This is a genomic window from Cupriavidus sp. 86D6, assembly GCF_057815095.1.
In genome coordinates this window covers 596,733-623,242 of the sequence record NZ_JBYPSB010000001.1, presented here as the reverse complement: position 1 = coordinate 623,242, position 26,510 = coordinate 596,733, and the positions used below count along the sequence as shown (strand labels likewise).

26 protein-coding genes are annotated in these 26,510 nt (G+C 66.9%); 15 read left to right on the top strand and 11 right to left on the bottom strand.

Annotation, left to right across the window (positions count from 1 at the left end; translation table 11 throughout):
- Nucleotides 1-186: 186 nt before the first annotated feature.
- Together AC3G88_RS02865 and AC3G88_RS02860 are read left to right on the top strand one after the other, a co-directional pair.
- Nucleotides 187-321, top strand: a complete 135-nt coding sequence (locus tag AC3G88_RS02865; RefSeq protein WP_400391630.1) for a hypothetical protein — start codon at nt 187-189, stop codon at nt 319-321.
- Nucleotides 322-407: 86 nt separating this feature from the next.
- Nucleotides 408-1,610 carry a DUF2863 family protein gene (locus tag AC3G88_RS02860; RefSeq protein ID WP_153945464.1) on the top strand — a complete coding sequence of 401 codons (1,203 nt, stop codon included), beginning with the start codon at nt 408-410 and terminating at the stop codon, nt 1,608-1,610.
- 46 nt (nt 1,611-1,656) lie between these two features.
- Here AC3G88_RS02860 and trmB read toward each other — a convergent pair whose 3' ends face one another.
- Nucleotides 1,657-2,328 (bottom strand): tRNA (guanine(46)-N(7))-methyltransferase TrmB, encoded by a 672-nt coding sequence (gene trmB / locus AC3G88_RS02855; RefSeq protein ID WP_488770496.1) that lies wholly within the window; start codon nt 2,326-2,328, stop codon nt 1,657-1,659.
- A gap of 124 nt (nt 2,329-2,452) precedes the next feature.
- Between trmB and AC3G88_RS02850 the strand changes: the two genes are divergently transcribed.
- Complete coding sequence (locus AC3G88_RS02850) at nt 2,453-4,039, top strand: ABC transporter substrate-binding protein (RefSeq protein ID WP_488770497.1); 1,587 nt, start codon at nt 2,453-2,455, stop codon at nt 4,037-4,039.
- Between the two features lie 144 nt (nt 4,040-4,183).
- Here AC3G88_RS02850 and AC3G88_RS02845 read toward each other — a convergent pair whose 3' ends face one another.
- Together AC3G88_RS02845 and AC3G88_RS02840 are read right to left on the bottom strand one after the other, a co-directional pair.
- Nucleotides 4,184-5,065 carry a class I SAM-dependent methyltransferase gene (locus AC3G88_RS02845; RefSeq protein ID WP_488770498.1) on the bottom strand — a complete coding sequence of 294 codons (882 nt, stop codon included), beginning with the start codon at nt 5,063-5,065 and terminating at the stop codon, nt 4,184-4,186.
- 29 nt (nt 5,066-5,094) lie between these two features.
- Nucleotides 5,095-5,868 carry a tetratricopeptide repeat protein gene (locus AC3G88_RS02840; RefSeq protein WP_488770499.1) on the bottom strand — a complete coding sequence of 258 codons (774 nt, stop codon included), beginning with the start codon at nt 5,866-5,868 and terminating at the stop codon, nt 5,095-5,097.
- 147 nt (nt 5,869-6,015) lie between these two features.
- On the opposite strand from AC3G88_RS02840, the gene AC3G88_RS02835 reads away from it, so the two are divergent.
- The 3 genes from AC3G88_RS02835 to AC3G88_RS02825 all read left to right on the top strand — a co-directional run bounded on the left by AC3G88_RS02835 (nt 6,016) and on the right by AC3G88_RS02825 (nt 8,161).
- Nucleotides 6,016-6,525: a hypothetical protein gene (locus AC3G88_RS02835; protein ID WP_488770500.1), complete on the top strand. Its 510-nt coding sequence runs from the start codon at nt 6,016-6,018 to the stop codon at nt 6,523-6,525.
- A 188-nt stretch (nt 6,526-6,713) separates the two neighbouring features.
- Nucleotides 6,714-7,079, top strand: a complete 366-nt coding sequence (locus AC3G88_RS02830; protein ID WP_153945470.1) for an ArsR/SmtB family transcription factor — start codon at nt 6,714-6,716, stop codon at nt 7,077-7,079.
- The gene (locus AC3G88_RS02825) at nt 7,076-8,161 is read left to right on the top strand and encodes an SRPBCC domain-containing protein (protein WP_488770501.1); all 1,086 of its coding nucleotides are present in this window, start codon (nt 7,076-7,078) and stop codon (nt 8,159-8,161) included. Before AC3G88_RS02830 ends, AC3G88_RS02825 begins: the two co-directional genes overlap by 4 nt.
- Nucleotides 8,162-8,173: 12 nt before the next feature.
- Here AC3G88_RS02825 and AC3G88_RS02820 read toward each other — a convergent pair whose 3' ends face one another.
- The 3 genes from AC3G88_RS02820 to AC3G88_RS02810 all read right to left on the bottom strand — a co-directional run bounded on the left by AC3G88_RS02820 (nt 8,174) and on the right by AC3G88_RS02810 (nt 12,476).
- Nucleotides 8,174-8,668, bottom strand: a complete 495-nt coding sequence (locus tag AC3G88_RS02820; protein ID WP_488770778.1) for a DNA-deoxyinosine glycosylase — start codon at nt 8,666-8,668, stop codon at nt 8,174-8,176.
- Nucleotides 8,669-8,914: 246 nt separating this feature from the next.
- Nucleotides 8,915-10,816 carry a molecular chaperone HtpG gene (gene htpG, locus AC3G88_RS02815; protein ID WP_488770502.1) on the bottom strand — a complete coding sequence of 634 codons (1,902 nt, stop codon included), beginning with the start codon at nt 10,814-10,816 and terminating at the stop codon, nt 8,915-8,917.
- Between the two features lie 118 nt (nt 10,817-10,934).
- Nucleotides 10,935-12,476 carry an aminotransferase-like domain-containing protein gene (locus AC3G88_RS02810; RefSeq protein ID WP_488770503.1) on the bottom strand — a complete coding sequence of 514 codons (1,542 nt, stop codon included), beginning with the start codon at nt 12,474-12,476 and terminating at the stop codon, nt 10,935-10,937.
- 84 nt (nt 12,477-12,560) lie between these two features.
- Here AC3G88_RS02810 and AC3G88_RS02805 point away from each other — a divergent pair, with 84 nt between their 5' ends.
- From AC3G88_RS02805 to AC3G88_RS02775, 7 genes are all read left to right on the top strand, one after another.
- Nucleotides 12,561-13,238 carry a VOC family protein gene (locus AC3G88_RS02805; protein ID WP_488770504.1) on the top strand — a complete coding sequence of 226 codons (678 nt, stop codon included), beginning with the start codon at nt 12,561-12,563 and terminating at the stop codon, nt 13,236-13,238.
- Between the two features lie 33 nt (nt 13,239-13,271).
- Nucleotides 13,272-13,988: an alanyl-tRNA editing protein gene (locus AC3G88_RS02800; RefSeq protein WP_488770505.1), complete on the top strand. Its 717-nt coding sequence runs from the start codon at nt 13,272-13,274 to the stop codon at nt 13,986-13,988.
- A gap of 5 nt (nt 13,989-13,993) precedes the next feature.
- Nucleotides 13,994-14,626 (top strand): LysE family translocator, encoded by a 633-nt coding sequence (locus AC3G88_RS02795; RefSeq protein ID WP_488893104.1) that lies wholly within the window; start codon nt 13,994-13,996, stop codon nt 14,624-14,626.
- 16 nt (nt 14,627-14,642) lie between these two features.
- Entirely contained in the window at nt 14,643-15,614 is a 972-nt protein-coding gene (locus AC3G88_RS02790; protein ID WP_488770507.1) for a DMT family transporter, read from the top strand.
- Nucleotides 15,615-15,627: 13 nt separating this feature from the next.
- A complete protein-coding gene (locus tag AC3G88_RS02785) occupies nt 15,628-16,080 on the top strand; it encodes a RidA family protein (protein ID WP_488770508.1) in 453 nt (150 codons plus the stop codon).
- A 113-nt stretch (nt 16,081-16,193) separates the two neighbouring features.
- The gene (locus AC3G88_RS02780; RefSeq protein WP_488770509.1) at nt 16,194-17,381 is read left to right on the top strand and encodes an aminotransferase-like domain-containing protein; all 1,188 of its coding nucleotides are present in this window, start codon (nt 16,194-16,196) and stop codon (nt 17,379-17,381) included.
- A gap of 38 nt (nt 17,382-17,419) precedes the next feature.
- A complete protein-coding gene (locus AC3G88_RS02775) occupies nt 17,420-18,064 on the top strand; it encodes a glutathione S-transferase family protein (RefSeq protein WP_488770510.1) in 645 nt (214 codons plus the stop codon).
- A gap of 69 nt (nt 18,065-18,133) precedes the next feature.
- Here AC3G88_RS02775 and AC3G88_RS02770 read toward each other — a convergent pair whose 3' ends face one another.
- The 5 genes from AC3G88_RS02770 to AC3G88_RS02750 form a co-directional block, all read right to left on the bottom strand.
- Nucleotides 18,134-18,664 (bottom strand): chromate transporter, encoded by a 531-nt coding sequence (locus AC3G88_RS02770; RefSeq protein WP_092594577.1) that lies wholly within the window; start codon nt 18,662-18,664, stop codon nt 18,134-18,136.
- Nucleotides 18,664-19,242, bottom strand: a complete 579-nt coding sequence (locus AC3G88_RS02765; RefSeq protein ID WP_153945480.1) for a chromate transporter — start codon at nt 19,240-19,242, stop codon at nt 18,664-18,666. The genes AC3G88_RS02770 and AC3G88_RS02765 overlap by 1 nt, the downstream gene beginning before the upstream one ends.
- Before the next feature lie 228 nt (nt 19,243-19,470).
- Complete coding sequence (parC, locus tag AC3G88_RS02760; RefSeq protein WP_488770511.1) at nt 19,471-21,801, bottom strand: DNA topoisomerase IV subunit A; 2,331 nt, start codon at nt 21,799-21,801, stop codon at nt 19,471-19,473.
- Nucleotides 21,802-21,930: 129 nt separating this feature from the next.
- Entirely contained in the window at nt 21,931-22,740 is an 810-nt protein-coding gene (locus AC3G88_RS02755; protein WP_488770512.1) for a lytic transglycosylase domain-containing protein, read from the bottom strand.
- A 26-nt stretch (nt 22,741-22,766) separates the two neighbouring features.
- On the bottom strand, nt 22,767-24,761 hold the full coding sequence (locus AC3G88_RS02750) for a DNA topoisomerase IV subunit B (RefSeq protein ID WP_488770513.1): 1,995 nt from the start codon (nt 24,759-24,761) through the stop codon (nt 22,767-22,769).
- Between the two features lie 250 nt (nt 24,762-25,011).
- On the opposite strand from AC3G88_RS02750, the gene AC3G88_RS02745 reads away from it, so the two are divergent.
- Together AC3G88_RS02745 and AC3G88_RS02740 are read left to right on the top strand one after the other, a co-directional pair.
- Nucleotides 25,012-26,223 carry an MFS transporter gene (locus AC3G88_RS02745; protein WP_488770514.1) on the top strand — a complete coding sequence of 404 codons (1,212 nt, stop codon included), beginning with the start codon at nt 25,012-25,014 and terminating at the stop codon, nt 26,221-26,223.
- 1 nt (nt 26,224) lies between these two features.
- The gene (locus AC3G88_RS02740) at nt 26,225-26,350 is read left to right on the top strand and encodes a hypothetical protein (RefSeq protein WP_283780978.1); all 126 of its coding nucleotides are present in this window, start codon (nt 26,225-26,227) and stop codon (nt 26,348-26,350) included.
- Nucleotides 26,351-26,510: the final 160 nt, after the last annotated feature.

The following is a 26,510-nucleotide window of genomic DNA, read 5'->3' as shown; positions in this document are numbered from 1 at the left end:
GTTGTACGGCAGCCCGGGGATGTCGCCCGGGGAAGTCGCGGGTGATGGGGCAATGGGGCCGGCAAGAGGGCGGGTGGCTTTCGGGTAATCCCCACCCCGGCGCGTAAGTTCCGCGCAAGCCTGCGCTGCCAGACTGGTCGGCATGCCTTGCGGCGAAACTGATACCTACAGACTCGGAGACAACAGATGGCCAAGATCCTGATCGCATTCGTCGTCATTGCCGGCGCGGCCCTGTACCTGCTGACCAAGGGCGGCGGCGACGTGTCGATGGGCGGCGAATCGCACAGCACCGAATCGCACGCGCCGGCCGCGCAGAAGTAAGCGGCCAAACAAGGGTTCGCGACAACTGCGGCTGTCAACGCAGCGGGTAGAATACCGTTTTACGAAAAAACGGACGCTTTCTATCTATGGCAGGTTTTCGCCCCAAGTCTTCTACCCGACTCTCGCCCGACGCCGAGCGACTGGTGGCCGATGCACTGGCCCTGGACGCCTCGGGCAGCCGCATGGAGGACGGATACTGGGAGCGGCGGCTGTCCCAGCGGCTCTATCGCCTGCTGAAGAACGGCAGCCAGACCGCCCTCGACGCGGCGCTCGAACACCTGTTCAAGCACAATGCCGACGCGTCCGACGTGCTGGCCGAACAGGCCGAGACGCTGGCCGAATCGGCAACGATCGAGATCGACGGCGTCAAGCATGACGCCCTGCTGATTGCCGCCCCGATCCTGGCCCATACCCGCTACGCCATCCCGTCCGGCGCGCTGAAGCCCGAACTGGCGCAGACGCTGGCGGTACACCTGCAGGCCCACGTGCTGGCCACCAGTACCAAGGTGGCCCTGTCGCCCTACCTCTACAGCATCGACCAGCTGCCGCGCAGCCATAGCGACACGTTCGCGCTGACGCACAAGCTGGCGTCGGCCGCGCTGGCCGGATCGATGCCCAAGGTGGACCTGAAGGACCTGCCCGAGACCGCCCCGATCCTGGCCGATCCGCGCTACCTGCTGGCCGTGGTGGTGGCACCGCACGAAGGCGCGCTGTTCCGCTGGCAGGAAGACGCCAAGGAGCACCACGCCGAGCGTTCGGTCTGCCTGGAGCAATGGCGCAACCAGGTGCAGCCGACCGTGGCCGTGCTGCTGCCGGGCTGCGAGTTCGAACTGCTGCTGCCCGACGCCTTCTTCCTGTCGTGCCGGGAATCGGACAAGAGCATCCGTCCGCTGACCGTGCGCGCGGCCGTCAACTACCTGTGCGGCACGCTCGACATTCCGGCCGGCCAGCTGGCCGCCGTGGTGGCCGGCTTTGGCGAGGAAGTGGTCGAGGAATACCGCGTGGGCTTCACGATGCGCGGCGAGAAGGACGTGATCTACGGCATTGTCTGGCCGGTGTACGGCCGGGAATCCGGCGAGATCGACGCCGAGGAGAAAGGCAACCCGGTCGAGCAGATCTGCGAGGAATTGCGCAACGCCGGCGTCGAGGACATCTTCCGCCACGCCGCGCTGTTCGATCCGGAATACTGCGAGGATTGCGGTACGCCGCTCTATGCGGACCGTTCCGGCGAGATCGTCCACGCCGAACTGCCCGAGGATGCCCCGACCCAGCAGCCGCTGTTCCACTAAGGCATCGCACTTCCATGAAAAGACCCGCCCGTCACGGCGGGTTTTTTCATGCCAGCCGCACGCTGGTGCAGCGCCAGAGCCCATGCCCTGACGCGCCATACTTGCGCTCGAACGGGGTCATCGGGGTTTCCGGCTGCCAGGGTTCGGTCTGGGCCGGGCGTCCAACCAGCGTCAGCGCCGCCGCGAATTCGTCGATATAGATCTTCCAGTTGCTGCGGCACTCCAGGTAGTCGCCGCAGGCGGCCAGCGCGGGAAACACCGCGTGCCCCTGCCAGCGCCGGCCCAGGTGGCCAATCTTCGGCCACGGGTTCGGATACAGCACATAGTGCCGCACCACATGCACCCCGCCCTGCTGCAGCAGGCGCCAGAAATCGACCAGATCGGCACGCGCCCAGTGATAATTCACCGGCATCTCGGCATCCCACCAGTCCTTGCCCGCGGTTAATCGCTTTTCCGACTGATCGATGCCGATCACGTAGTGGTCGGGAAACGCCGTGGCCAGCCGCAGCGTGCTCTCGCCGATGCCGCAGCCGGCATCGATGATCAGCGGCTTGCCGCCGGCATGCTGCCAGGCTTTCATGGCCGCATCAAACGCCTGTTGGCTCGGTGCGCCGATGGGCTTGCGGAACGGCTCGGCCAGATGACGCTGGACGCGCGCCGCCAGATGCTCGTGAATATCGGTCTGCGCCGACGAAATGGTGCGGGAATTGGCAAACATGGGCGCGATTGTACCGGGCGCCCTGCCCCGCCCGGCATCCGCGCCGCACCCATCGCGGAGGTGCCGGACGTGGAAGTACATTTGACGGCACAATAGCGGCCAACACCGTACGAGGAGCCCACTCATGATCCGCCGCACGCTGCTGCAAGCATCCCTTTCGATGGCGCTGGGCGCCCCCGCGCTGACGCTGATCCCGGTCCACGCCGCCCACGCGGAAGACCTGCGCATCGGCCTGGCCGCCGACGTCACGTCGATGGACCCCCACTGGAACAACGCGGGCCCCAACAACGCCATCGCGCTCCATATCTTCGAGTCGCTGGTGTTCATGGACAAGAACGCCCGCTACATTCCCGGCCTGGCGTTGTCCTGGAAGCCGGTCAACGCCATCACCTGGGAGATCAAGCTGCGTCCCAACGTGAAGTGGCACGACGGTTCGCCGTTCACGAGCGAAGACGTCAAGGCGTCGCTGGAACGCCCCGAGAAGCTGACCAACGCCCCGGGCTCGTTCACCAGCTACACCAAGCCGATCGCCCGCATCGACACGCCCGACGCGCTGACGGTGCGCCTGACGATGAATGTGCCGAATTACGCCAATCTGGCCAACGATCTGAACAGCGTGCCGATCATGCCGAAGAAGATGGCGGCGGACCTGAGCCAGGGCGATTTCGACTCGGGCAAGGCCATGATTGGCACCGGGCCGTACAAGTTCGTGCGCTTCGCGCGAGGCCAGGAAATCGTGATGCAGCGCAACCCCGACTACTGGGGCCCGAAGCCGGAATTCGACCGCGCCATCTTCCGCATCCTGACCGATAACGGCGCGCGCACCGCCGCGCTGCTGGCGGGCGATGTCGATGTCATCGAGAGCATTCCGGCCGCGGACGTCGCCAAACTTAAGCAAAATCCGAAGTTCAAGATCGAGCAGACCACGTCGTGGCGCACCATCTTCTGGCAGATGGACCAGTCGCGCGACAACCCGCCGTTCGTCACCGACAAGGCCGGCAAGCCGCTGGGCAAGAACCCGTTCAAGGATGTCCGTGTGCGCGCCGCGATCAGCAAGGCGCTGAACCGCGATGCCATCGTCAGCCGCATCATGGAAGGCCTGGCGGTGCCGGCGTCGTCGATCGTCTCGCCGCAGATCTTCGGCCATCCGGGCACCAAGCCCGACGCCTATGACGTGGAAGGCGCGAAGAAGCTGCTGGCCCAGGCCGGCTATCCGGACGGCTTCGCGCTGACGCTGCACGCCACCAACAATCGCTACCTGAACGACGCCCAGGTGGCGCAGGCCACCGCCGGCATGCTGACGCGCATCGGCATCCAGACCAAGGTCGAAACGCTGCCCGTGGCCGCCTACTTCACGCGCGCCCGCCAGGGGGATTTCGCGTTCGAGATGCTGGGCTGGGGCTCGGCCGCCGCCGACGTCGCGCTACGCTCGATCACCGGCACGCCAAACCCGAAGACCGGCTATGGCACGTGGAACTGGGGCAAGTACAGCAATCCGAAGCTGGATCAGCTGATCGAGAAATCGCTGACCACGGTGTCTAGCGACAAGGACCGCGAGCAGAACGCCCGCACGGCCGCGAAGTTCGCGCTGGAAGACCACGCCATCATCCCGTCGCACAGCCAGCTCGCGATGTGGGCCATGCGCAAGGGCCTGAAGTACGAGGCGCGCACCGACGAATGGTCGCTGGCCCAGTTCTTCCACAAGGAGTGAGAGACTCGACTGCTGACTGTTTGCTCCCCTCTCCCGCCTGGCGGGAGAGGGGCTGGGGGAGAGGGCGTTGAGGGTCACGTTGCGACGTGTCGTAGATTGAACGCCCTCTCCCCCCAACCCAAGGTGGGAGAGCGCAGCCTTCCCTCAGATCACCAGCCGTTCTTCCTGCCGTGCGTTCGCCACGCGCAGTTTCCTGACCCAATCCCGGGCCGGCAGGCCGGTCGAAGCCTCGACCACATCGGCCCTGGCTTCCAGCGTTTGCCACGACACATCGATCGCCGGGCCGTTGAACGCCAGCGCGATGATGTTGCCATCGTGCACCTCCGGAAACACCAGCACGCGATTGTCGAAGGCGTCGCAAATCCGCTCGATGTTCTTCGGGAAGCTGTCGTGGTCGCCGAACAGGTTGATGGTCATCACGCCGGGCGCCTTCAGCACACGGCGGCAGGCGCGGTAGAACGCCGTGGTGTCCAGCACCGGCCCACGTGCCGTGGCATCGTACAGGTCCACCTGCAGCGCATCGATGGCGGCGGTATTGGCACCATCCATCACGTAATCCCAGGCGTCCTGCTCGCGCACTGTCAGTCGGGCGTCGTCCTCGCGCAGGCCGAACATGCTGCGGCCTGCCACGATCACGGCCGGGTTCAGTTCGACAGCCGTCACCTTTGCCTTGGCGAAATGGCGATGGCAGAACTTGGTCAGCGCGGCCGCGCCCAGGCCCAGCTGCGCCACATGGAAATCGGCCGACGACGGCGACTGGAACAGCAGCCAGGCCATCATTTGCTGCGCGTATTCCAGTTCGATGGCTTCGGGCTTGCGCAGGCGCATGGCGCCCTGCACCCACTCTGTACCGAAATGCAGGTAGCGCACGCCATCCATCTCGGAAAACGTCACCGGCGCAAAGCGCGGCGTCATGCGCTTTTCTTCGGCGTCCTTGGAAAGGTTCTTGCGCGAGGACTCACGGTTGCCGCGTGCGGGGCGGCGCGAGGCCACCGCCTCGATCGATTTGCGTTTCAGAAGCGTCATGGAAGAAAAAAGTGCGCCCAGGGCGCGGATCATTGGCCCAGCGCGGCTTGCGCGCGCTGCAGCCATTCGCGATTGTGTTCGCGGGCATGACGCGGCCAGTGGCGCGCGTCATGAACGATTTCGGAATACAGCGACTTCGCGCGCTCGCGGTCGGCCGCTTCGGGCTGCTTCGCCAGCCAGTCGGCGAACAGGCAGCGCGCGGCCACGTCGCTGGCATTGGTCAGCGCCCGCTCGAAGGCGTCGCGCGTGCCGGGTGCACCCTGTGCGGCCAGTGCGCGGGCGTAGAGCAGCGAAGGATCGGCTTGTTCGCGCGCACGGGGATTGCCCGCGAACAGCTTTTCCAGCGTGACCTGGGCCTCGGCATGACGGCCCGTAGCCAGTTGCGCGCGGGCCAGCCCTTCCAGCAGCGCCGGGTCGGAGGCAAACGGGCCATTGGCCGCCGCTTCGTAGTGCTCCAGCGCCTCGGCCGGATGGCCTGCATCAAGCAGGGCAGCCCCCAGGCGCATGCGATGGTCGACAGTCGGCGCGCGGTCGAACGCCTGGCGCGCCTCGCGCACGGCGCGGCCCGGGTCGACGATCTGGCCGATGGCGCGCTTGGCCACCTGCGCACCGCGGGTCTGGCGCAGGCCCGGCAGGTAGATCGCAAAGAAATAGACCACGCTGCCGAGCCCCGGGAAGAGGAACAGCAACAGCAGCCAGTACATGTTCTGGTGGGTGCGGACGGCATGCACGGCAAAGAAGATCGCCACGATGACATGCAGGCCGATGCCGCCAATACCGCCGAAACCGAGCGAAGACAACATGGGAATCCAGTAAGGTGCGGGGGCGTCCGATACGCCGGACAGCCGCGATTGTGACAGATGCCGATCAGACCGCGCCCGCATCGCTAAAGTTTTCACGATGGATGGCCGAAGAAGGATGTGGGCTCTCTCTTCGATCGGACTCCAACAATGACAACCATCAGCAGCGTTACCCCTCAGGTCATGGTGGCCAGTGACGCGACGGGCACCAACACCCGCCGCTTCACGCAACCCACCGAAGACACCGCCGCGCAGACCGGCGACGGCCAGGCCACCGGCGCCTCACAGGGCGCTTCGGCTTCGGGCTCCGCCTCATCATCCAACGCCGGCGGCCGTATCGCAGGCCCGGCTGGCGCGGGCAAGCCCGGCGGCGCAGCCGACGCGCAAAGCAGCAGCGACGACAGCGAATCGGCCGTGATCAAGGCCCTGAAGCAGCAAATCGAAGCGCTGCAGAAGCAACTGGCCGCCCAGATGGCCCAAATTCAGGCCGCCCAGGCCGCCCCGACCGACGACCAGACCAAGGCCACCACGGTGGCCACGCTGCAAGCCGGCGCGACGGCCACCCAGGCCGCACTGTCCGAAGCCATGGCCAAGCTGACGGAGGCCTACAAGCAAGCCACGGGCACCAGCACCGGCAACAACGTCAATACGACGGCCTGAACGGCCGCATCTTTTCTCTCTTCGAGAGGCCCGGCGTTCCGGCCGGAGCAGGTTTTCCGGCCGGACGCTTTTCCCTCCCCCTCCCCCACTCCCTCGCCGTTCCGGCTATCCGCCGCACGGCCGCTTTCCCGGCGAACCGAGTTGTAACACCGCTTGATCTTCATTTAACCAATGCGTTAAATGACCGCATGCCCAATGTTACCGATCCACTTTCGTCCGTGTTTGCCGCGCTGGCCGATCCCACGCGGCGCGCGATTCTGGCGCGGCTGGCGCAAGGCGAGGCGCCGGTCAGCGAACTGGCGCGGCCGTTCGACATGTCGGCGCCGGCCATTTCCCGGCATCTGCGCGTGCTGGCCGATGCCGGGCTGATCGAGCGTGAGGTCAATGCGCGCTGGCGCATCTGCCATTTGCGGCCGGGCGCGCTGCGCGATGCACACGGCTGGCTGGAGACCTACCGGCGGCACTGGGAAGACAACCTCGACAGGCTGGTGGCTTTTGTCGAGCAGGCGCAATCCGACACCGATGTCACATCGAAGCAGGGGAACAAGTCATGAGCGAAGCCGCGACCTTTCATCTGGAAATGACCCGTCAGATCCGCGCCCCGCGCGAGCGCGTGTTCGATGCCTTCACCGACCAGGCCGCGCTGGCCACCTGGCATTGCCCGCGCGGCATGACCGTGCTCGAAGCGCGTGCCGATGCCCGGGTAGGCGGGGCATACCGGCTGGTGATCGGCGCCCGGGACGGCGAGCAGCACATCGTCAACGGCCAGTACCAGACGCTCGACCGGGCCAACTTCCTGGCGTACACGTGGGAATGGGAAGGCGGCGCCGAACTGCCGGCCGGCATGCGCACGCTGATCGAGGTGACGCTGACCGACAGGGACGGCGGCACCCACATGCATATGCGGCACAGCGGCTTCCCCGATACGGCGATGCGCGATGCCCATGTCAGCGGCTGGCAGTCGGTGTTCAACAACCTCGTCGATTACCTGGACCCGGAGGGCAGCGCCGGCACGCTGACCGTCTACGGCGACGCCCGCAGCACCTATGTGCGCACCGTGCGCCTGGCGCTGGAAGAAAAGGGGCTGCGTTACAAGCTGGACCCGATCACCCCGCGCGACGAGGCGTTGCTGGCCCATAACCCGTTCGGCCGCATTCCGGCTTTCGCCGACGGCCCGATTGAGTTCTACGAAACCCGGGCCATCCTGAGCTATATCAACGACGTCTTCGGCGGCACCAACCTGATCCCGCAGACCGGCCCCACCGCCCGCGCACGCTGCGAGCAATGGATCAGCCTGATCAACTGCCACGCCTACGACACGATGGTGCGCCGCTACGTGCTGCAGTACGTGTTTCCAAAGGGTGAAAACGGCCAGCCCGACCGCCAGACCATCGACGCCGCCGTGCCGGAAATGGCCAAACAGCTAGATGCACTGGAACAGGCGTACGGTGGCCGGGATTTCCTGGTCGGCAATGCGCTGTCGATGGCCGACCTGTTCTTCGCGCCGATCGTCGAGTATCTGGGGATGTTCCCGGAAAGCCAGGCGCTGCTGGAGACGCGACCGAATATCCGGCGCGGCCATGCCGTCATGCGTGCGCGGCCCAGCTATGCGGCGACGCAGCCAAAGTTTGAATAACAGCGTGGCGCACTAGGCCAGCCACTCGCGCAGCGCCTGCCACGCAATCAGCTTCTGTGCATACGCCAGCGTGTAGGCGGGGCTGCTGGATGGCAGTTTTACGATGGCGTGCGGGTCGCCATGTCCGGCCAGCGCCTTTTCGCCGATCTTTGCGGCGGTGCCGCCGTTGAAGGCAATCGCCCGCAGATTGGGCAGGGTGGCGATCAGGCCGATCAGGTCGTTGCCCTGGTGATCGCGGATGCTGCTGTCGAGGCTACCTTCGCGGCGCGCCTCTGCCACCACGTCCCACAGGCCCACGCGGTGCTGGCGTAGCCTGGCCAGCCGGCTGTCGTAGTCCAGGCTGACCAGCTCCACGTCCAGCACGTCGCCCATCAGGTGCCAGAAACGGTTCTGCTTGTGGGCGTAGTACTGCGATTGAGCCAGGGACACTTCGCCCGGCAGGCTGCCGAGCACCAGCACGCGGGTGTGCGGGTCGACAACCGGAGGGAAGCAGCGTTTGGTGGTCATCATTCAGCGTGGTGAGACATGGAGCGGCCCGCCCTCTCCCCCGCCCCTCTCCCGCTCGCGGGAGAGGGGAGCAAACCACCGCGAGCACATGAGGATGCCTTTGGTGTGCTCCCCTCTCCCGCCTGCGGGAGAGGGGCGCAAACCACCACGAGCACTTGAGGATGCCTTCGGTGTGCTCCCCTCTCCCGCCTGCGGGAGAGGGGCCGGGGGAGACGGCCAGCGCGTCAAACCACGACAGCGCAGGGATCAGGCCAGCAGGCGGTTCACCCGCTGCACATAGGCCGCCGCGTCGTCGAGCATGCCGCCCTCGGCCAGCAGGGCCTGGTCGAACAGCACGAACACGCGGTCGGTGAAGCCTTCGCCTTCGGGCAGGTCGCGCAGCTTCTTCACCAGCGCGTGCTCGGGGTTCAGTTCCAGGATCGGTTGCGCATCGGGCGCCTTCTGGCCCGCCTGCTTCAGCAGGCGTTGCAGATAGCCGCTCATGTCGCCCTCGTCGGACACCAGGCACGACGCCGAATCGGTCAGGCGCAGCGTCACGCGCACGTCCTTGGCCTTGCCTTCCAGCACGGCCTTCGCGCGTTCCACCACGTCCTTCCATTCGGTGGCCGCCTTTTCCTGCTCGGCCTTCTCGGCCTCGTCGGCCAGCGCGCCCAGGTCCAGGTCGCCGCGGGCCACGGACACCAGTTCCTTGCCGTCGAATTCGTGCAGGTACGACAGCATCCATTCGTCCACGCGCTCGGTCAGCAGCACGACCTCGATGCCCTTCTTGCGGAACACCTCAAGATGCGGGCTCGACTTGGCCGCGGCCCACGTATCGGCCGTGACGTAGTAGATCTTGTCCTGACCTTCCTTCATGCGGCCCACGTAGTCACCTAGCGACACCGACTGCTCGGCCGTGCCGTTGTGGGTCGTGGCAAAGCGCAGCAGGCGGGCGATGCGCTCGGCGTTGGCGTGGTCCTCGCCCATGCCCTCCTTGAGCACCTGGCCGAACTGTTCCCAGAACGTCTTGTACTTGGCGCGATCGGCTTCGTCCTCGCTGTCGGCCAGCGCCTCCAGCATCGACAGCACGCGCTTGGTGCAGCCTTCGCGGATGGCCTTCACGTCGCGGCTTTCCTGCAGCAGTTCGCGCGACACGTTCAGCGGCAGGTCGGCCGAATCCACCACACCCTTGACCCAGCGCAAGTACGACGGCAGCAGCTGGTCGGCGTCGTCCATGATGAACACGCGCTTCACATACAGCTTCAGGCCGGCCTTGCGATTGCGGTCCCACAGGTCGAACGGCGCGCGGGCCGGGATGTACAGCAACTGGGTGTACTCGCTGCGGCCTTCCACGCGGTTGTGCGTCCAGGCCAGCGGCGCCTCGTGATCGTGCGCAATGTGCTGGTAGAACGCCTGGTACTGTTCGTCGGAAATATCGGACTTGTTGCGGGTCCAGAGCGCGCTGGCCTGGTTCACGCTTTCCCACTCGCCCGTGGGCTTCTGCTGCTGGGCCTCGGCATCCCACTGTTCCTTGGGCATGCGGATCGGCAGCGAGATGTGGTCCGAATATTTGCGGATGATGTGTTGCAGGCGGTACGACGACAGGAAATCGTCCTCGCCTTCGCGCAGATGCAGCGTGATCGTGGTACCGCGCTCGGCGCGGTCGATCGCATCGATCGTAAATTCGCCATCGCCGGCGCTTTCCCAGCGCACGGCTTCGTTGCCAGCCAGGCCGGCGCGGCGCGTTTCCACGGTGACCTTGTCCGCGACGATAAAGGCCGAGTAGAAGCCCACGCCGAACTGGCCGATCAGCGCGGCGTCCTTCTGCTGGTCGCCCGACAGTTGCTGGAAGAATTCCTTGGTGCCCGAACGGGCGATGGTGCCCAGGTTGCGGATCGCCTCGTCACGGCTCATGCCGATGCCGTTGTCGGTGATCTTCAGCGTGCGGGCGGCCGGGTCGGCTTCGATGCGGATCGCCAGGTCGGCGTCGTTTTCCAGCAGGGCCGGATTCGCAATCGCCTCGAAGCGCAGCTTGTCGGTGGCGTCCGAAGCATTCGATATCAGCTCGCGCAGGAAGATTTCCTTGTTGCTGTACAGCGAGTGGATCATCAGGTGCAGCAACTGCTTCACTTCCGCCTGGAAGCTCATCGTCTCGTGCGGTGCGGTCATGGTTCTCCTCTTGAAAACGGATCTATGCGCAAGGTGCCCGGCCCCGTGTATCCGGAGCGGGTCGATGGCGCAGGAAATAGGGACGGGACGGGGCGATTTCAAGCCCCCGCCCGGTGGATCAGGTGCCGGCGCCGGCCGGCAGGCCCGACAGGCGCTCCATCTGGCCGGCCAGGAAGCGCAGCATGCCCGGATCGGTGCTGCTGGCCACATTGAAGCGGGTCCAGGTGGACGGCATCTGCGACGGCGAGAACAGGCTGCCCGGCGCGAACAGGTAGCCTTCCTCGTGCCCTGCCGTCGCAATGACATTGGTATCCACGCCGGTATCGGCCCACAGGTACATGCCGGCCACCTGCCCCGGGAAGATGCGCAGGCCCAGCCGCTCGAGCTGCTCGCGCGTCGCGTCGCGGGCACGGTCCAGCCGCACCCGCACGCGCTCGGTGTGCTTGCGGTAGTGCCCCTCGGTCAGCACCTTGTAGACCACGCGCTCGTTGATTTCGGGCGTGGCCATGCCCGTCACCAGCTTGCTGTCGGTCAGGGTCACGGCCAGGTCCGGGCTGGCGGCGATAAAGCCCACACGCAGGTTTGCGGCCAGCGTCTTGGAAAAACTGCCCAGGTAGATCACCCGCCTGAGCTGGTCCAGGCTGGCCAGCCGCGTGGCCGCATGGCCGGGCGGGCACAGGTCGCAATAGATGTCGTCCTCGACGATCGTGAAGCCGTACTGCTCGGCCAGTTGCAGCAGCCGGAACGCCCGCGCGGCGGACAGCGACGTGCCCGTGGGGTTGTGCAGCACCGAATTGACCACCACCAGCTTGGGCTGATGCGCCTGGGCGATACGCTCCAGCGCCTCCAGGTCGGGGCCATCGGCCGTGTAGGGCACGCCGATCACATTGGCGCCCTGCGTGGCAAAGCGGGCAAACATCACGAACCAGGCCGGGTCGCCGACCACCACGGTATCGCCCGGATGCAGGAACTGACGCGCGATCAGGTCGAAGGCCTGCGTGATGCCCGATGTCATCACGATCTGGTCCGGCGTGACGCCGATTTCGAGTTCCTCCAGCCGGGTGCGCAGTTGCTGCCGCAGCGGCAGGAAGCCCATGGGGGTGCCGCTGGACAGGAAATGGCCGCCCGGCTGGCGCCCCAGGCTGCGCATGGCGCCGGACAGCAGTTCGCCATCGAGCCATTCCGTGGGCAGGAACCCCCAGCCCGGTGCCTTGTGGCTCTCGGCCGAGTGGAACATGCTGCGCAGCAGCCAGGTGACGTCCACATTGCGGATGGACGGGGACGCCAGCGGCGCCGCTGCCGGATGCGGCACGCGGTCGCGCACATAGAACCCCGACCCCCGGCGCGATTCCAGGTAGCCCAGGGCCACCAGGCGCTCGTAGGCTTCCACCACGGTAAAGCGCGAGATGCCTTTTTCCGACGCCAGCTGGCGGATCGACGGCATCCGCATGCCCGCCCGGAATACCCGCTCGTCGATGCGCAGCCGCGCCCATTCGGTCAGCTGCTCCACCAGCGTCATCTGGGCCGACGGTATGGGATCGGGCAGGTGGGGATGGCCGGCGGCCGGCATCACCAGCCGCAGCGGGCGCGTACCGCCGCCCGAAGTGACATTCGAGGCACTATCATTGCCGCCCTGGCGATTCTTCTGGCTGCCTTCCATGTGGCGCTCCCGCAACTGTACTGAAGACGATTTGCTGAACTGTATCGGTACTGTACCGACAAGCTTGACTACCATCAACCAACGATGAAACTCGCCATTGACCACCTCGTGATTGCCGCCCCCGACCTGGAGTCGGGTGCCGAGCATGTCGCCCACCTGCTTGGCATCGCCCCGCAAGGCGGCGGCGCCCATCCGCGCATGGGCACGCACAACCGCGTGCTGGGGCTGTTTGGCGGGATGTACCTCGAAGTGATCGCGATCGACCCGGCCGCGCCGGCCCCGGATCGCCCGCGCTGGTTCGGGCTGGACAGCGACCTGATCCAGCAACGGCTGCGCGACGGCCCGTTCCTGGCGCACTGGGCGGCCCGCGTGGAGCGCCCGGCCGACCTGTCGCGCTGGCAATCGCAGTACCCGGATCGCATCGCGCCGGCCATCCCGATGGATCGCGGCGCGCTGCACTGGCGCCTGACCGTGCCCGACGACGGCAGCCTGCCCGCGTGGCGTGGCGAGGCCGCCAGCGCCGGCGATGGCCTGTTTCCGACGCTGATCCAGTGGGACGTGGCGAGCCACCCGGGCGTCAGCCTGCCGCGCCAGGACCTGGCCCTGCGCCGGCTGCGCGGCCAGCATCCGCATGCGGAACTGCTGCGGCAGGGGCTGGCGTGGCTAGGCGCCGCACACCTGATCGAGATCGACCAGACCGATGGGCCGCCGCTGCTGACGGCCGACATCGACACCCCAGCGGGCGTCAAGACCCTGCGCTGATCCCCAAGACAAGACACACCCAAGGAGCCCCCGATGTCCGCCACCACCGCCAAGCGTTTCGACGACGACGCGTATCTCGATCACTGCCAGGCCACCGTGGTGGCGGTGAGCGACGCGGGCATCGAACTGGACCAGACCGTGTGCTACGCGCGCAGCGGCGGGCAGGCCGGCGACACCGGCACGCTGCATACCGCCGACGGCCGTGTGGTGGCGCTGGCCGATACGGTCTACGCCGATGACCGCACCCGCATCCTGCACGTGCCCGCCCCCGACGCGCCCGCGCTGGCCGTTGGCGACCGCGTGGAGGTCAGGATCGACTGGGCGCGCCGCCACCGGCTCATGCGCCTGCATACCTGCCTGCACCTGCTGGGGTCGCTGATCCCGGTGCCGGTCACCGGCTGCAGCATCTCGCCCGATTCGGCACGCATCGACTTCGACCTGCCCGAATCGACGCTCGACAAGGCCGTGCTGACCGCACAGCTCAACGCGCTGATCGACGCGAAGACGCCGGTCAACATCGACCGCATCACGCCAGAGCAACTGGCCGCCCAGCCCGACCTGGTGCGCACCATCGGTGCCGCGCCGCCGGCCGGCACGTCGACGATCCGCATCGTCGACATCCCCGGCGTGGACCGCCAGCCCTGCGGCGGCACGCACGTGGCCAACACCGGCGAGATCGGCGCGATGGTGGTGACCAAGATCGAGAAGAAGAGCCGCACCAACCGGCGCGTGGTCGTCAATTTCGCATGAGCGGCGTGGAAACCTGGCTCACGGGCCTGTCGATGGCCCAGTTCCTGGCATTGGTGACGCTGCTGGCCGTGGGCGCCTTCACGCCCGGCCCGAACACCACCGTGGCGGCCGTGACCGGCGCCAATTTCGGCCTGCGCGCCACCTTGCCCCATTGCATCGGCGTGTCGGTGGGCTTCGCCAGCATCATCGCGCTGTGCGCCACCGGCGTGGGCGCGCTGATTCTGGCCAGTCCGATGCTGGCGGCAGCCATCCGCGTGGTGGGCGTGCTGTACCTGCTCTGGCTGGCGCTGCGCATCGCGCGCAGCACGTCGCTGGCCGAAAAGAACGTGCTCAAGCCGATGAACGTCTGGCAATCGATCGCCATGCAGTTCGCCAACATCAAGGCGTGGATGATGGCGCTGGCCGTGGCCGCGTCCTATATGGATAACGCGCCGTCGCTGGGCCAGCGTGTGCTGCTGGTCAGCACGCTGTTCGCCACGTTCGGCTTCTTCAGCAACGGCGCCTATGGCGTGCTGGGCGCGTCCCTGCGGCAGTGGCTGATGCAGGGCAACCGCGTGCGCTGGTTCAACGGTGCGATGGGGCTGGCACTGGCGCTGACCGCCCTGTGGATGGCCGTGGCCGCCGCACACCCGCACTGATGGTCCCCGGATTGCCATGAGCCAGAACCCCTCCCCTCATTCCGGCGGCATGCTGCTGGGCTTTATCGGCGTGGCCATCTTCAGCCAGACGCTGCCGTTCACGCGCATGGCCGTGGCCGAGCTGGATGCCACGTTCGTGGCGCTGGCCCGGGCCGTGGTCGCGGCCGCGCTGGCCCTGGCGTTGCTGGCGGCGCGCGGCGCGCTGGCGCCGTCGAAGCGCCCGCGCGGGCGCCAGTGGCTGCGGCTGGCGGTGACCGCGCTGGGCGTGGTGGTCGGCTTTCCGGTGTTTTCGTCACTGGCCATGCGCGAAGTGCCGGCCGCGCACGGCGCCATCGTGATCGGCCTGCTGCCGCTGGCCACGGCCGTCTTCGCGGCATGGTTCGGCAACGAGCGCCCGTCCGCCGGCTTCTGGCTGTCGGCGCTGGCTGGCAGCGCGCTGGTGGTCGGCTTTGCCCTGTGGCAGGGCGCGGGCGGGCTGCAGCACGCCGACTGGTTCCTGTTCCTGGCTGTGGTGCTGGGCGCACTCGGCTATGCCGAAGGCGGCAAGCTATCGCGCGAACTGGGCGGGCTGGAGACGATTTCCTGGGCGCTGGTGGTGTCGCTGCCGGTGCTGGTGCCGGTGGTGGCGTGGCTGACAGTTGGGCACGCGGACGACATTGCCGCCGCGTCGCCGCGCGCGTGGGCCGGCATGGCCTATGTGTCGGTGTTCTCGATGTTCATCGGATTTCTGTTCTGGTACGCCGGGCTTGCAAAAGGCGGCGTGGCCCGCGTAGGCCAGATACAATTGCTCCAGCCGTTCCTCACGCTGGCGGGCGGCGCCGTGATCCTGGCCGAGCCCCCCGATGCCGCCACCGTCGCTTTTGCAGTCGCGGTGATCGCCGTGGTGGCCCTGGGCCGACGCGCCGCCGTGCGCAACACCGCACCCGCCGCGCCACCGGCCGCCGTGGCCGGAGAAACGCCCCCCGTTCTTCCAGGACGCATTCACTGACAGGAGTCACCGCATGTCCGTCTACGACACCCTTGCCAAACTCGGCGTGGAACTGCCCACCGCCGGCGCCCCGGCCGCTGCCTATGTGATGGCAGCGACCACCGGCAACACCGTCTTCCTGTCGGGCCATATCGCCCGCCGCGACGGCAAGCCCTGGGCTGGCAAGCTTGGCAAGGATATCGATACCGCCGCCGGCCAGCAGGCCGCGCGCAGCATCGCCATCGACCTGCTGGCCACGCTGCACGGCCATATCGGCGACCTGAACAAGGTGAAGCGCATCGTCAAGGTGATGAGCCTGGTGAACTCCACGCCGGAATTCACCGAACAACACCTGGTCACCAACGGCTGCTCCGAATTCCTGGTCGAAGTGTTCGGCGAGAAAGGCAAGCACGCCCGCAGCGCCTTTGGCGTGGCGCAGATTCCGCTGGGCGCCTGCGTCGAGATCGAGATGATCGTGGAGATCTGAGGCAGCCCCCTGCCTGACCTGACGTACCAGACCGACCAGACTGACCAGAACGACCAGAGACATGGCCGGGCCCCCGGGCCCGGCACCTGAATTCCCCCACCACGAGATCAATCATGAAATGGGCCATCTCCCGCCGGGCGCAGCAACTGACCAGCTCGGCCATCCGCGAAATCCTGAAAGTCACCGAGCGTCCGGAAGTCATTTCGTTCGCCGGCGGCCTGCCCTCTCCGGCGTCGTTCCCGGTAGCGGCCATGGAAGCGGCGGTGGCCCGTGTATTCGCCGATAACCCCCAGGCGGCCTTGCAGTACGCGGCCACCGAAGGCTACCTGCCGCTGCGCGAATTCGTGGCCAGGCGCTACAACGTGGGGGTCGAGCGCGTGCTGATCACCACCGGTTCGCAGCAGGCGCTGGACCTGATCGCCAAGATCATGATCGACCCGGGCAGCCCGGTGCTGGTGGAAACGCCCAGCTACCTCGGCGCGCTGCAGGCGTTCTCGCTGTTCGAGCCGGAATTCGTGTCGATCCCGTCCGACGACCGCGGCCTGATCCCCGAGGCGCTGACGGCCGAACTGACCGCCAACGCGCGCTTCCTGTACGCGCTGCCGAACTTCCAGAACCCCACCGGCCGCCGCCTGCCGCTGGAGCGCCGCCAGGCGCTGGTCAAGCGCGCGCAGGAACTGGGCATCCTGCTGGTGGAAGACGATCCGTACGGTGAACTGAGCTACACCGGCAACACGCTGCCGACGCTGCTGTCGATGAACCCGGACGGCGTGATCTACATGGGTTCGTTCTCGAAGATCCTGGCGCCGGGCATGCGCCTGGGTTTCGTGATCGCCCCGCCCGAGCTGCACTTCAAGCTGTGCCAGGCCAAGCAGGCCTCTGACCTGCACACGCCGACCTTCACGCAGCGCATTGCCTACGAGACGGTCAAGGACGGCCTGCTGGACAGCCACATCCCGACCATCCGCGAACTCTACGGCAAGCAGTGCGCCTGCATGCTGGACGCGCTCAAGCGCCACATGCCGGCTGGCGTGACGTGGAATGCGCCCGAAGGCGGCATGTTCATCTGGGTGGAACTGCCCGAAGGCCTGAACAGCATGACGATCCTGGAAGAAGCCGTGCGCCGCAACGTGGCCTACGTGCCGGGCGCGCCGTTCTACGCCGGCAACCCGCGCATGAACACGCTGCGCCTGGCCTTCGTGACGGTGCCGCCGGAGCGCATCGAACAGGGCGTGTCGATCCTGGGCGAGCTGTTCCGCGAAGCCATCGCCAAGGCTGCCCCGCAACCGCGCGCGGCGTGAGGATGATGGCCAACATGGATCTGGAAGAGCCGCAAACCATGCTTCGCATCTGGGGCCGCCTGTCGTCGATCAACGTGCAGAAGGTGGTCTGGTGCGCGCGCGAGCTGCACCTGGACCACGAACGTATCGACATCGGCAACCACAAGGGCGAGCTTGACGCCGAAGCATACGTCCGCCTGAATCCGAACCGGCTGATTCCGGTGATCGAGGATTTCCGCGACACCGACGTGGCCGGCGAGCCGTTCGTGCTGTGGGAGTCGAATGCGATCGTGCGCTACCTGTGCGCCCGCTATGGCGAAGACACGCTGTGGCCATCGGACGTCAAGGCGCGCGCATCGGCCGACCGCTGGATGGACTGGCAGACCACCACCTTCAGCCCGGCCATGGTTCAGGCTTTCCTGCAGATGGTCCGCATCCCCGAAGACCAGCGCGACCAGGCCGTGATCGACAAGTCGTGCGAGCGCACCGAGCCGCTGGCGCAGATGCTGGACGCCGCGCTGGCAGACCGCGAGTTCATCGGTGGCGACCGTTTCACGATGGCCGACATCTCGCTGGCCTGCGCCGCGCATCGCTGGTTTGGCACGCCCGTCCCGCATGCGCCACGGCCCAACCTGGAACGCTGGCTTGCCGCCATGCGTGCCCGCCCGGCCGCCCTGAGCATCCTGGTGCTGCCGCTGAAGTAGATCATTGCGCCTGCTTGTGGCCGTGGTGATGCGCTCCCCTCTCTCACGCGGGAGAGGGGAGCCATACCACTACACCAGCCCCAGCAACCCCGCCCCCGCACCGAGGGCCACCAGCAGCAGCGGGTGGATCTTCGTCTTCAGCATCAAACCCACTGTCAGCAGCGTCACCGCCACAGCCGTCCAGGTATGGTCGACGCTGGTGGCCAGCACCCATCCCGTGGACATCAGCAGGCCGATGGTCAGCGCCGACAGGCCGCGCTTGATCAGCACCGGCCAGACCGCGTGTGGCGCGCGTCCGGCGAAGTATTCGAAGCCCAGCGCGATCACGCTGGACGGGCCGCAGATGCCGAGCATCGACGCGAAGGCGCCACCCGCGCCGGCCACCTGCCAGCCGAACAGCGCCACGAACAGGATGTTCGGCCCCGGCGATGCCTGCGAGATGGCGTAGAGCGCGGCGAACTGCTCGTCGGTCATCCAGTGGTTGGCCTCCACCAGATACCGGTGCATGTCAGGGATCACCGTGCCGCCGCCGCCCACGGCCAGCAACGACAGCATGCCGAAGTGTCCCAGCAGGTCGCGCAGGATGTCGGGCGATGCCATCATGCCCCCTTGCGCATGGCGCGGTATTCCAGCACCAGCGCCACGGGCACCAGCACGGCCATGACCGGCAGCAGCGGCCAGCGCAGCCAGCCGATGGCCAGGAACGCCGCCACGCCCACGACGAGGGCGCGCACCGAACGCGACTGGCTCTGCGCCAGCTTCACGCCCGTCGACAACACCAGGCCCGCCGCGACGGCCGTCATGCCGGCCAGCATCTGCCGCACCTGCGGCACGTCCTGGTAGCGCAGGTACAGGCCCATCGCGCACAGCACCACCACCATCGGCACGAACACCAGCCCGCTGAACGCCGCCAGGGCGCCGCGCAGGCCGGCGAAGCGCAGACCTAGCATCAACGCCAGATTGATGACGTTCGGCCCCGGCAGTACCTGTCCCAGACTGAGTATTTCGACGAAATCACGATCGTTGAGCCAGCGGTTGCGCTCCACCACCGAGCGCCGCACGAACGGCAGCACGCCGCCGAAGCCGGACAGCCCCATGCGGGCAAACTCGAAAAACAGGGTACGGGCGCTGGGAGGCGGGGCGAGCGTCGGCTCGACAAGCAGGGGCGTGGAGGACATGACCGTGACGGTGATCGCCTGCCGTGCGGAATGGGCAGGGTGCCGACATGGTACGGCAGATACTGGCCGCCTGGCTGACGCGAGGCATCACGAAACGGCAAGAGGGGGTCGCGGTTGGCGATGGCAGCCTGGGTGACCGGTGACCGGTGACCGGCTCCCCTCTCCCGCGTGCGGGAGAGGGGAGCGAACCCGCAGGGGTTCGGACTGGGATAGTCCTTGCGCGTCCGCTTACTCCGGCGCCTTCACCGGCTCCAGCTTCACATCCTTCAGGCGCGGCTCGATGGCCTTGCCCTTGCGGGCGCGCTTGCCCACGTACGGCAGCAGCGTCTTGCCGGCCAGCTTCTGCGGCGGCAGCTTGCCGCCGCGCACGCCGGTGCCCGAGATCATCAGGCCAGGCGCGCCCACCGGCACGGCCTGTTCCAGCGCTTCCTTCGGCTCCAGTTCCATGAGGATCACGCCGCGGCCGCCGGCCGACAGCACCTTGACCTCGTCGAGCCCCACCAGCAGCAGGCGGCCATTGGCCGAGAAGCACGCCACATGCGTGGCTTCGTCGCCAACCGGCGCCGGCTGCAGGATGGCGTCGCCGTCGTCGAGCGTGATGAACGCCTTGCCGCCCTTCTGGCGGCTGATCATGTCGCCGACCTTCGTGACAAAGCCATTGCCGCCGGCCGTGGCAATCAGCATGCGCTGCTCGGCGCCGCCCGCGAACGTGTGGGCGATCTGCGAGCCTGCGGCCAGGTCGATCAGCGTGGTCACCGGCACGCCATCGCCCCGCCCGCCCGGCAGGCTGGAGACGGCCACCGAGTAGACCCGGCCATTGCTGCCGAACGCCAGCATGGTATCGACCGTGCGGCACTCGAACGTGGCGTAGAGGCTGTCGCCCGCCTTGAACGTGAACTGCGACGGATCGTGGCCATGGCCCTGGCGCGTGCGCACCCAGCCCTTGCCCGACATGATCACCGTCACCGGCTCGTCGATCACCTTCACCTCGGCAGCGGCGCGGGTGGCTTCCTGGATCAGCGTGCGGCGCGGGTCCTTGTCTTCGGGGCTGTACTGCTTGGCGTCCTGCTCGATCTCCTTGATGATCTTGCGACGCATCATGGTCTCGGACTTCAGCAGCACGTCCAGCTCAGCCTGCTCGTCTCGCAGTTTCGCCAGTTCCTGTTCGATCTTGATCGCTTCCAGCCGTGCCAGCTGGCGCAGGCGGATTTCCAGGATGTCCTCGGCCTGCCGGTCGCTCAGGCGGAACGCCTCGATCAGCGCCGGCTTGGGGTCGTCGCTTTCGCGGATGATGCGGATCACCTCGTCGATGTTCAGCAGCACCAGCATCCGCCCTTCCAGGATATGGATGCGGTCTTCCACCTTGTTCAGCTGGAAGCGCGTGCGGCGCGTGACGGTGGCGAAGCGGAACTCGATCCACTCGCGCAGGATTTCCTGCAGGCCCTTCTGGCGCGGACGCCCGTCGGTGCCGATCATCACCAGGTTGATCGGCGCGCCCGACTCCAGGCTGGTATGCGCCAGCAGCGTCTGGATGAATTCCTGCTGGTCGGTGTTCTTGCTCTTGGGCTCGAACACCAGCCGCACCGGCGCGTCCTTGCCCGATTCGTCGCGCACGGCGTCCAGCACGGCCAGCATCGTGGTCTTGAGCTGGGTCTGCTCGGGCGTCAGCGCCTTCTTGCCGGCGCGGATCTTCGGGTTGGTGATTTCCTCGATTTCCTCGAGCACCTTCTGCGCCGACGTGTTCGGCGGCAGTTCGGTCACCACCAGCTGCCACTGGCCGCGTGCCATCTCCTCGATGGTCCAGCGCGCGCGCACCTTCAGGCTGCCGCGGCCGTTCTCGTAGATCTGGGCGATTTCCGACGCGGGCGAGATGATCTGGCCGCCGCCCGGATAGTCGGGGCCCGGCATGATCGCGAGCAGTTCGGCCAGCGAGATGTTCGGGTTGCGGATCATCGCCACGGCCGCGCCAGCCACCTCGCGCAGGTTATGCGGCGGGATTTCGGTGGCCATGCCCACGGCAATGCCCGATGCACCGTTCAGCAGCACGAACGGCAGACGCGCCGGCAGCAGCTTGGGCTCTTCTTCCGAACCGTCGTAGTTGGGCAGGAAGTCCACCGTGCCCATGTCGATCTCGTCGAGCAGCAGGCGCGAGATCGGGGTCAGGCGGGCTTCGGTGTAGCGCATGGCCGCCGCGCCGTCGCCGTCGCGCGAGCCGAAGTTGCCCTGGCCGTCGATCAGCGGATAGCGCAGCGAGAAGTCCTGCGCCAGGCGCACCAGCGCGTCATAGGCCGACTGGTCGCCGTGGGGGTGGAATTTACCGAGCACCTCGCCGACCACGCGGGCCGACTTCACGGGCTTGGCGTCGGCGCGCAGCCCCATGGCCGCCATCGCATAGAGAATGCGGCGCTGCACGGGCTTCTGGCCGTCCGCCACTTCGGGCAGGGCGCGCCCCTTGACCACGCTCACGGCGTAATCCAGGTAGGCGCGCTCGGCGTACCGCGCGAGCGTCAGCGAATCGGCCGGCTCTTCGGGCCGAAAAGTAGTATCTGCTTGATCCATGGTTGGCAAGGGTTCGGCATGCCGGGCGCAGGCGCCGGACATCCCGCTTGTTTGCGGTCAGCGTGGGATTCTAAAGGAAGTGGATGACGATGCCGCCGGAAATAGCGCCCGGAAACCGGACAGACGGCATCAGGGCATCGGCCGGCGACCGCCGCCGATCACCATGCGCACGCGGTCTGCCGCCACGCCGGTACGGATCACGCCGCCCGCCGCCGGCTGGTACAGACGGTAGAACTCCAGCACGGTGCTCACGTACTGGCGGGTCTCGGGGTAAGGCGGGATCTGGTTGTTGTAACGCTGCACCGCGCCTTCGCCGGCGTTGTACGCGGCCAGCACCAGTTCCAGGTTGTTCGGGAACAGCTCCATCAGGAAGCGCAGGTAGCGCACGCCCGCCGAGATATTGAGCCTGGGGTCGGCCAGCTTCTGCTCCACCGTCCGGCGGCCGTCCGCGGCAATGCCGAAGCGCGTGCCGGTATCGGGAATGACCTGCATCAGCCCGATGGCGCCCTTGGGCGATACGGCCGCCGGATTGAAGCCGCTTTCCACGGCCATCACGGCCTTGACCAGCGCCGGGTCCACGTTCTGGGCCCCGGCCACCTGCGCGATGATCGGATCGACCGTGCGCAGGTTCGGGTGGTTGAGCAGGTACTGGAACAGCTTGTCGCGCGACGGGCCGGTCTTGTCCGGCAGCGTGATCACGCCCCGGTGGCCCAGGTTGCCCGAATCGAACTGGCCGCCGTCCTTCATGAACAGCTTGTAGCGGTCGTCGAGCTTCGTGTCGGCGAAATGGGCCACGCCCTCGCCGTCGATATAGCCCCACAGCGCCGCATGGGCCGGCGCCGCGATGCCGAACGTGCCGAGCACGGCCAGCGTGCCGGCCAGGCGCTTCGCCTGTGCCTGGAGCCGCCTGATCCGCTGTTGCCCTGCTCGTTCCTGCATCGCCGTTCCTCCAGATCTGGGTGCCGTCAGATGTCGGCCACCACCTCGTTGCCCTTCTCTTCGAGCCAGGTCCGGCGCTGCGACGCCTCGCCCTTGCCCATCAGCATGTTCATCATGGTAACGGTCTGCGGCAGATCGAATTCGCCCAGCGCCACCGGCAGCAGCCGGCGGGTGTCCGGATTCATGGTCGTTTCCCAGAGCTGCTCGGCGCTCATCTCGCCCAGGCCCTTGAAGCGCGAGATCTGCCACGCGCCGTCCTTGACGCCGTCCTTGAGCAGCTTGTCCTGGATGGCTTCCAGTTCGCCCTCGTCCAGCGCGTAGAGCTTCTGCGCGGGCTTCTTGCCGCGAGCCGGTGCATCGACCCGGAACAGCGGCGGACGCGCCACGCAGACATGGCCCAGGTCGATCAGCTTCGGGAAGTGGCGGAAGAACAGCGTCAGCAGCAGCACCTGGATGTGCGCGCCGTCCACGTCAGCGTCGGACAGGATGCAGATCTTGCCGTAGCGCAGGTTCGACAGGTCGGGCTCGTCGTCCACCCCGTGCGGGTCCACGCCGATGGCCACGGCGATGTCGTGCACCTCGTTGTTGGCGAACAGGCGGTCGCGCTCGGTTTCCCAGGTGTTCAGCACCTTGCCGCGCAGCGGCAGGATGGCCTGGAATTCCTTGTCGCGGCCCATCTTGGCCGAACCGCCGGCCGAGTCGCCCTCCACCAGGAAGATTTCGTTGCGGGTGACGTCGGTCGATTCGCAGTCGGTCAGCTTGCCGGGCAGCACGGCCACGCCGGAGCCCTTCTTCTTTTCCACCTTCTGCGCGGCCCGCGTGCGGGCCTGGGCCTGGCGAATCACCAGCTCGGCCAGCTTCTTGCCGTAGTCGACATGGTGATTCAGCCAGAGCTCCAGCGCCGGGCGGCTGAAGGTGGACACCAGGCGCACGGCGTCGCGGCTGTTCAGCCGTTCCTTGATCTGGCCCTGGAATTGCGGGTCCAGCACCTTGGCCGACAGCACGAACGACGCGCGGGCGAACACGTCCTCGCTCATCAGCTTGACGCCCTTGGGCTGCAGCGAGTGCATCTCGATGAAGCTCTTCACGGCCAGGAACAGGCCTTCGCGCAGGCCGGACTCATGCGTGCCGCCGGCCGGCGTGGGAATCAGGTTCACGTACGACTCGCGCACCGGCGCGCCTTCCTCGGTCCAGGCGACCACCCACGACGCGCCCTCGCCTTCGGCAAACCCTTCCTCGCCGGCGTTCTTGTCCGGGTCGGCAAAGTGCTCGCCCTCGAACATCGGGATCACCAGCTCGGCGCCGCTGCCCTGGGCCAGGGCTTCCACCAGATAGCCCTTCAGGCCCTGCTCGTATTGCCAGACGGTCTGCTCGCCGGTCTTTTCCAGCACCAGCGTGACCTTCACGCCGGGCAGCAGCACCGCCTTGGAACGCAGCAGGCGCTGCAGTTCGGCCATCGGAATCGCAGCCGAATCGAAATATTTCGCGTCCGGCCACACCTGGACGCGCGTGCCGTTCTTTTTTTCGCCGCGCTCGATCTTGCGCGATGCCAGCGGCCGGGTGACTTCGCCGCCGTGCTCGAAGGTCAGCGTGGACTGCAGGCCGTCGCGCCAGACGGTGACGTCCAGGCGCGTGGCCAGCGCGTTGGTGACAGACACGCCCACGCCGTGCAAGCCGCCCGAGAACGCGTAGGCGCCGCCCTTGCCCTTGTCGAACTTGCCGCCCGCGTGCAGGCGCGTGAAGACGATCTCCACCACGGGCACCCCTTCTTCCGGGTGAATCCCCACCGGAATACCGCGGCCGTCGTCCTCCACGCTGATGCTGCCGTCCTTGTGGAGCGTGACCAGGATCTCTGTGCCGTGGCCACCCAGCGCCTCGTCTGACGCGTTGTCGATCACCTCCTGCACGATATGCAGGGGGTTGTCGGTACGGGTGTACATGCCGGGGCGCTGCTTGACCGGCTCCAGGCCCTTCAGGACCCGGATGGAAGATTCGCTGTACTGACTGGTTTTGCTCGCCATGGAGTCGATACGGATATTGGACTTGCCGGCCGTCGGCGGCCGGGATGCGCTGCATTGTAATGGATGGCCGTGGCAGCCATCCTTTTTGAAAAACCCCAGAAATTCGTAGTCCGGCACAATTCCGGTGCCCGGCTTACACTAGGCGCCGACCCCCACGGCGCCACCCCGGCGTTACCCGATCACCGGCAGCACGCCGGCGGCGATTCAGAAGACAACAAGACAAAACAATAGAGACAATACCGAGCCCGACATGACCGATCGCAAACTATCCCTGACCACCGTGCTCGTGTGCGGCGGCCTGCTCGTCACCCTTTCCATGGGCATCCGGCATGGCTTTGGCCTGTTCAACCTGCCCATCACGCAGACGCACGGCTGGAACCGCGAGACTTTCGCGTTTGCGCTGGCGCTGCAGAACCTGATGTGGGGCGCCAGCCAGCCGATCACGGGCGCGCTGGCCGACAAGTTCGGCGCCGTGCGCATCATGATCGTCGGCGTGGCGTTGTATGTGGCCGGCCTGGTCGTGATGGCGCTGGCCACCAGCGGCACGGCGTTCGCCACCGGCGCCGGCGTGCTGATCGGCATTGCGCAGTCCGGCACCACCTACAGCGTGGTCTACGGCGTGATCGGCCGCGTGGCCAGCGCAGAAAAGCGCGTCTGGGCCATGGGCATCGCCGCCGCGGCCGGGTCCTTCGGCCAGTTCCTGATGATTCCGGTGGAGCAGACGCTGATTTCGACCGCGGGCTGGCAGAACGCGCTGTTCATCCTGGCCTTCCTGGCCTGCTTCATGCTGCCGCTGGCCCTGACGCTGCGCGAACCCAACATGGCCGCCAGCACCGGCGGCCACCAGCAGACCATTGGCGAAGCCACGCGCGAGGCCTTCGGCAACCGCAACTTCCAGTTGCTGACGCTGGGTTATTTCGTGTGCGGGTTCCAGGTGGTGTTCATTGGCGTGCACCTGGCGCCCTACCTGAAGGACCGGGGCCTGGTGGACGTGAAGATTGCCACGGTGGCGCTGGCGCTGATCGGCCTGTTCAATGTATTCGGCACCTACACGGCCGGCGCGATGGGCCAGCGCATGCCCAAACGCTACCTGCTGTCGGCCATCTATATCGCGCGGTCGGTCGTGATCGCCGGCTACCTGATGCTGCCGCTGACGGCCTGGAGCACCTGGATCTTTGCCGCGCTGATGGGTTTCCTGTGGCTGTCCACCGTGCCGCTGACCAACGGCATCATCGCGCAGGTGTTCGGCGTGAAGTACCTGTCGATGCTGTCGGGCGTGGTGTTCTTCTCGCACCAGATCGGCAGCTTCCTGGGCGCCTGGCTGGGCGGCTTCCTGTTCGACCGCACCGGCAGCTACAACACGGTGTGGCTGCTGGCGATCGGGCTCGGCGTGCTGGCCGCCCTGGTCAACCTGCCGATCCGGGAGCAGGCGCTGGCGCGCCCGCAGCCGGTGGGAGTCTGAGATGCGCTGGGCGCGCGGAGTGGGCTACCTGGCCTTGGCGGTGGTGCTGACGCTGGGGTTCCTGGCCTACCTGCGCCCGGCATTCATGGTCGACCTGACCAACATGGTGCTGGCGTGGTGCGGGTGAGGGTATGAGGTACCGTTGACCGGCTCCCCTCTCCCACATCGTGGGCAAGGGGTTGGGGGAGCGGGTAAGGCGGCTCGGCTTGCTGCCTTGTCGCAATCTGGACCTCTAGGCCCTCTCCCCCGGCCCCTCTCCCGCTGTGCGGGAGAGGGGAGAAAAACGT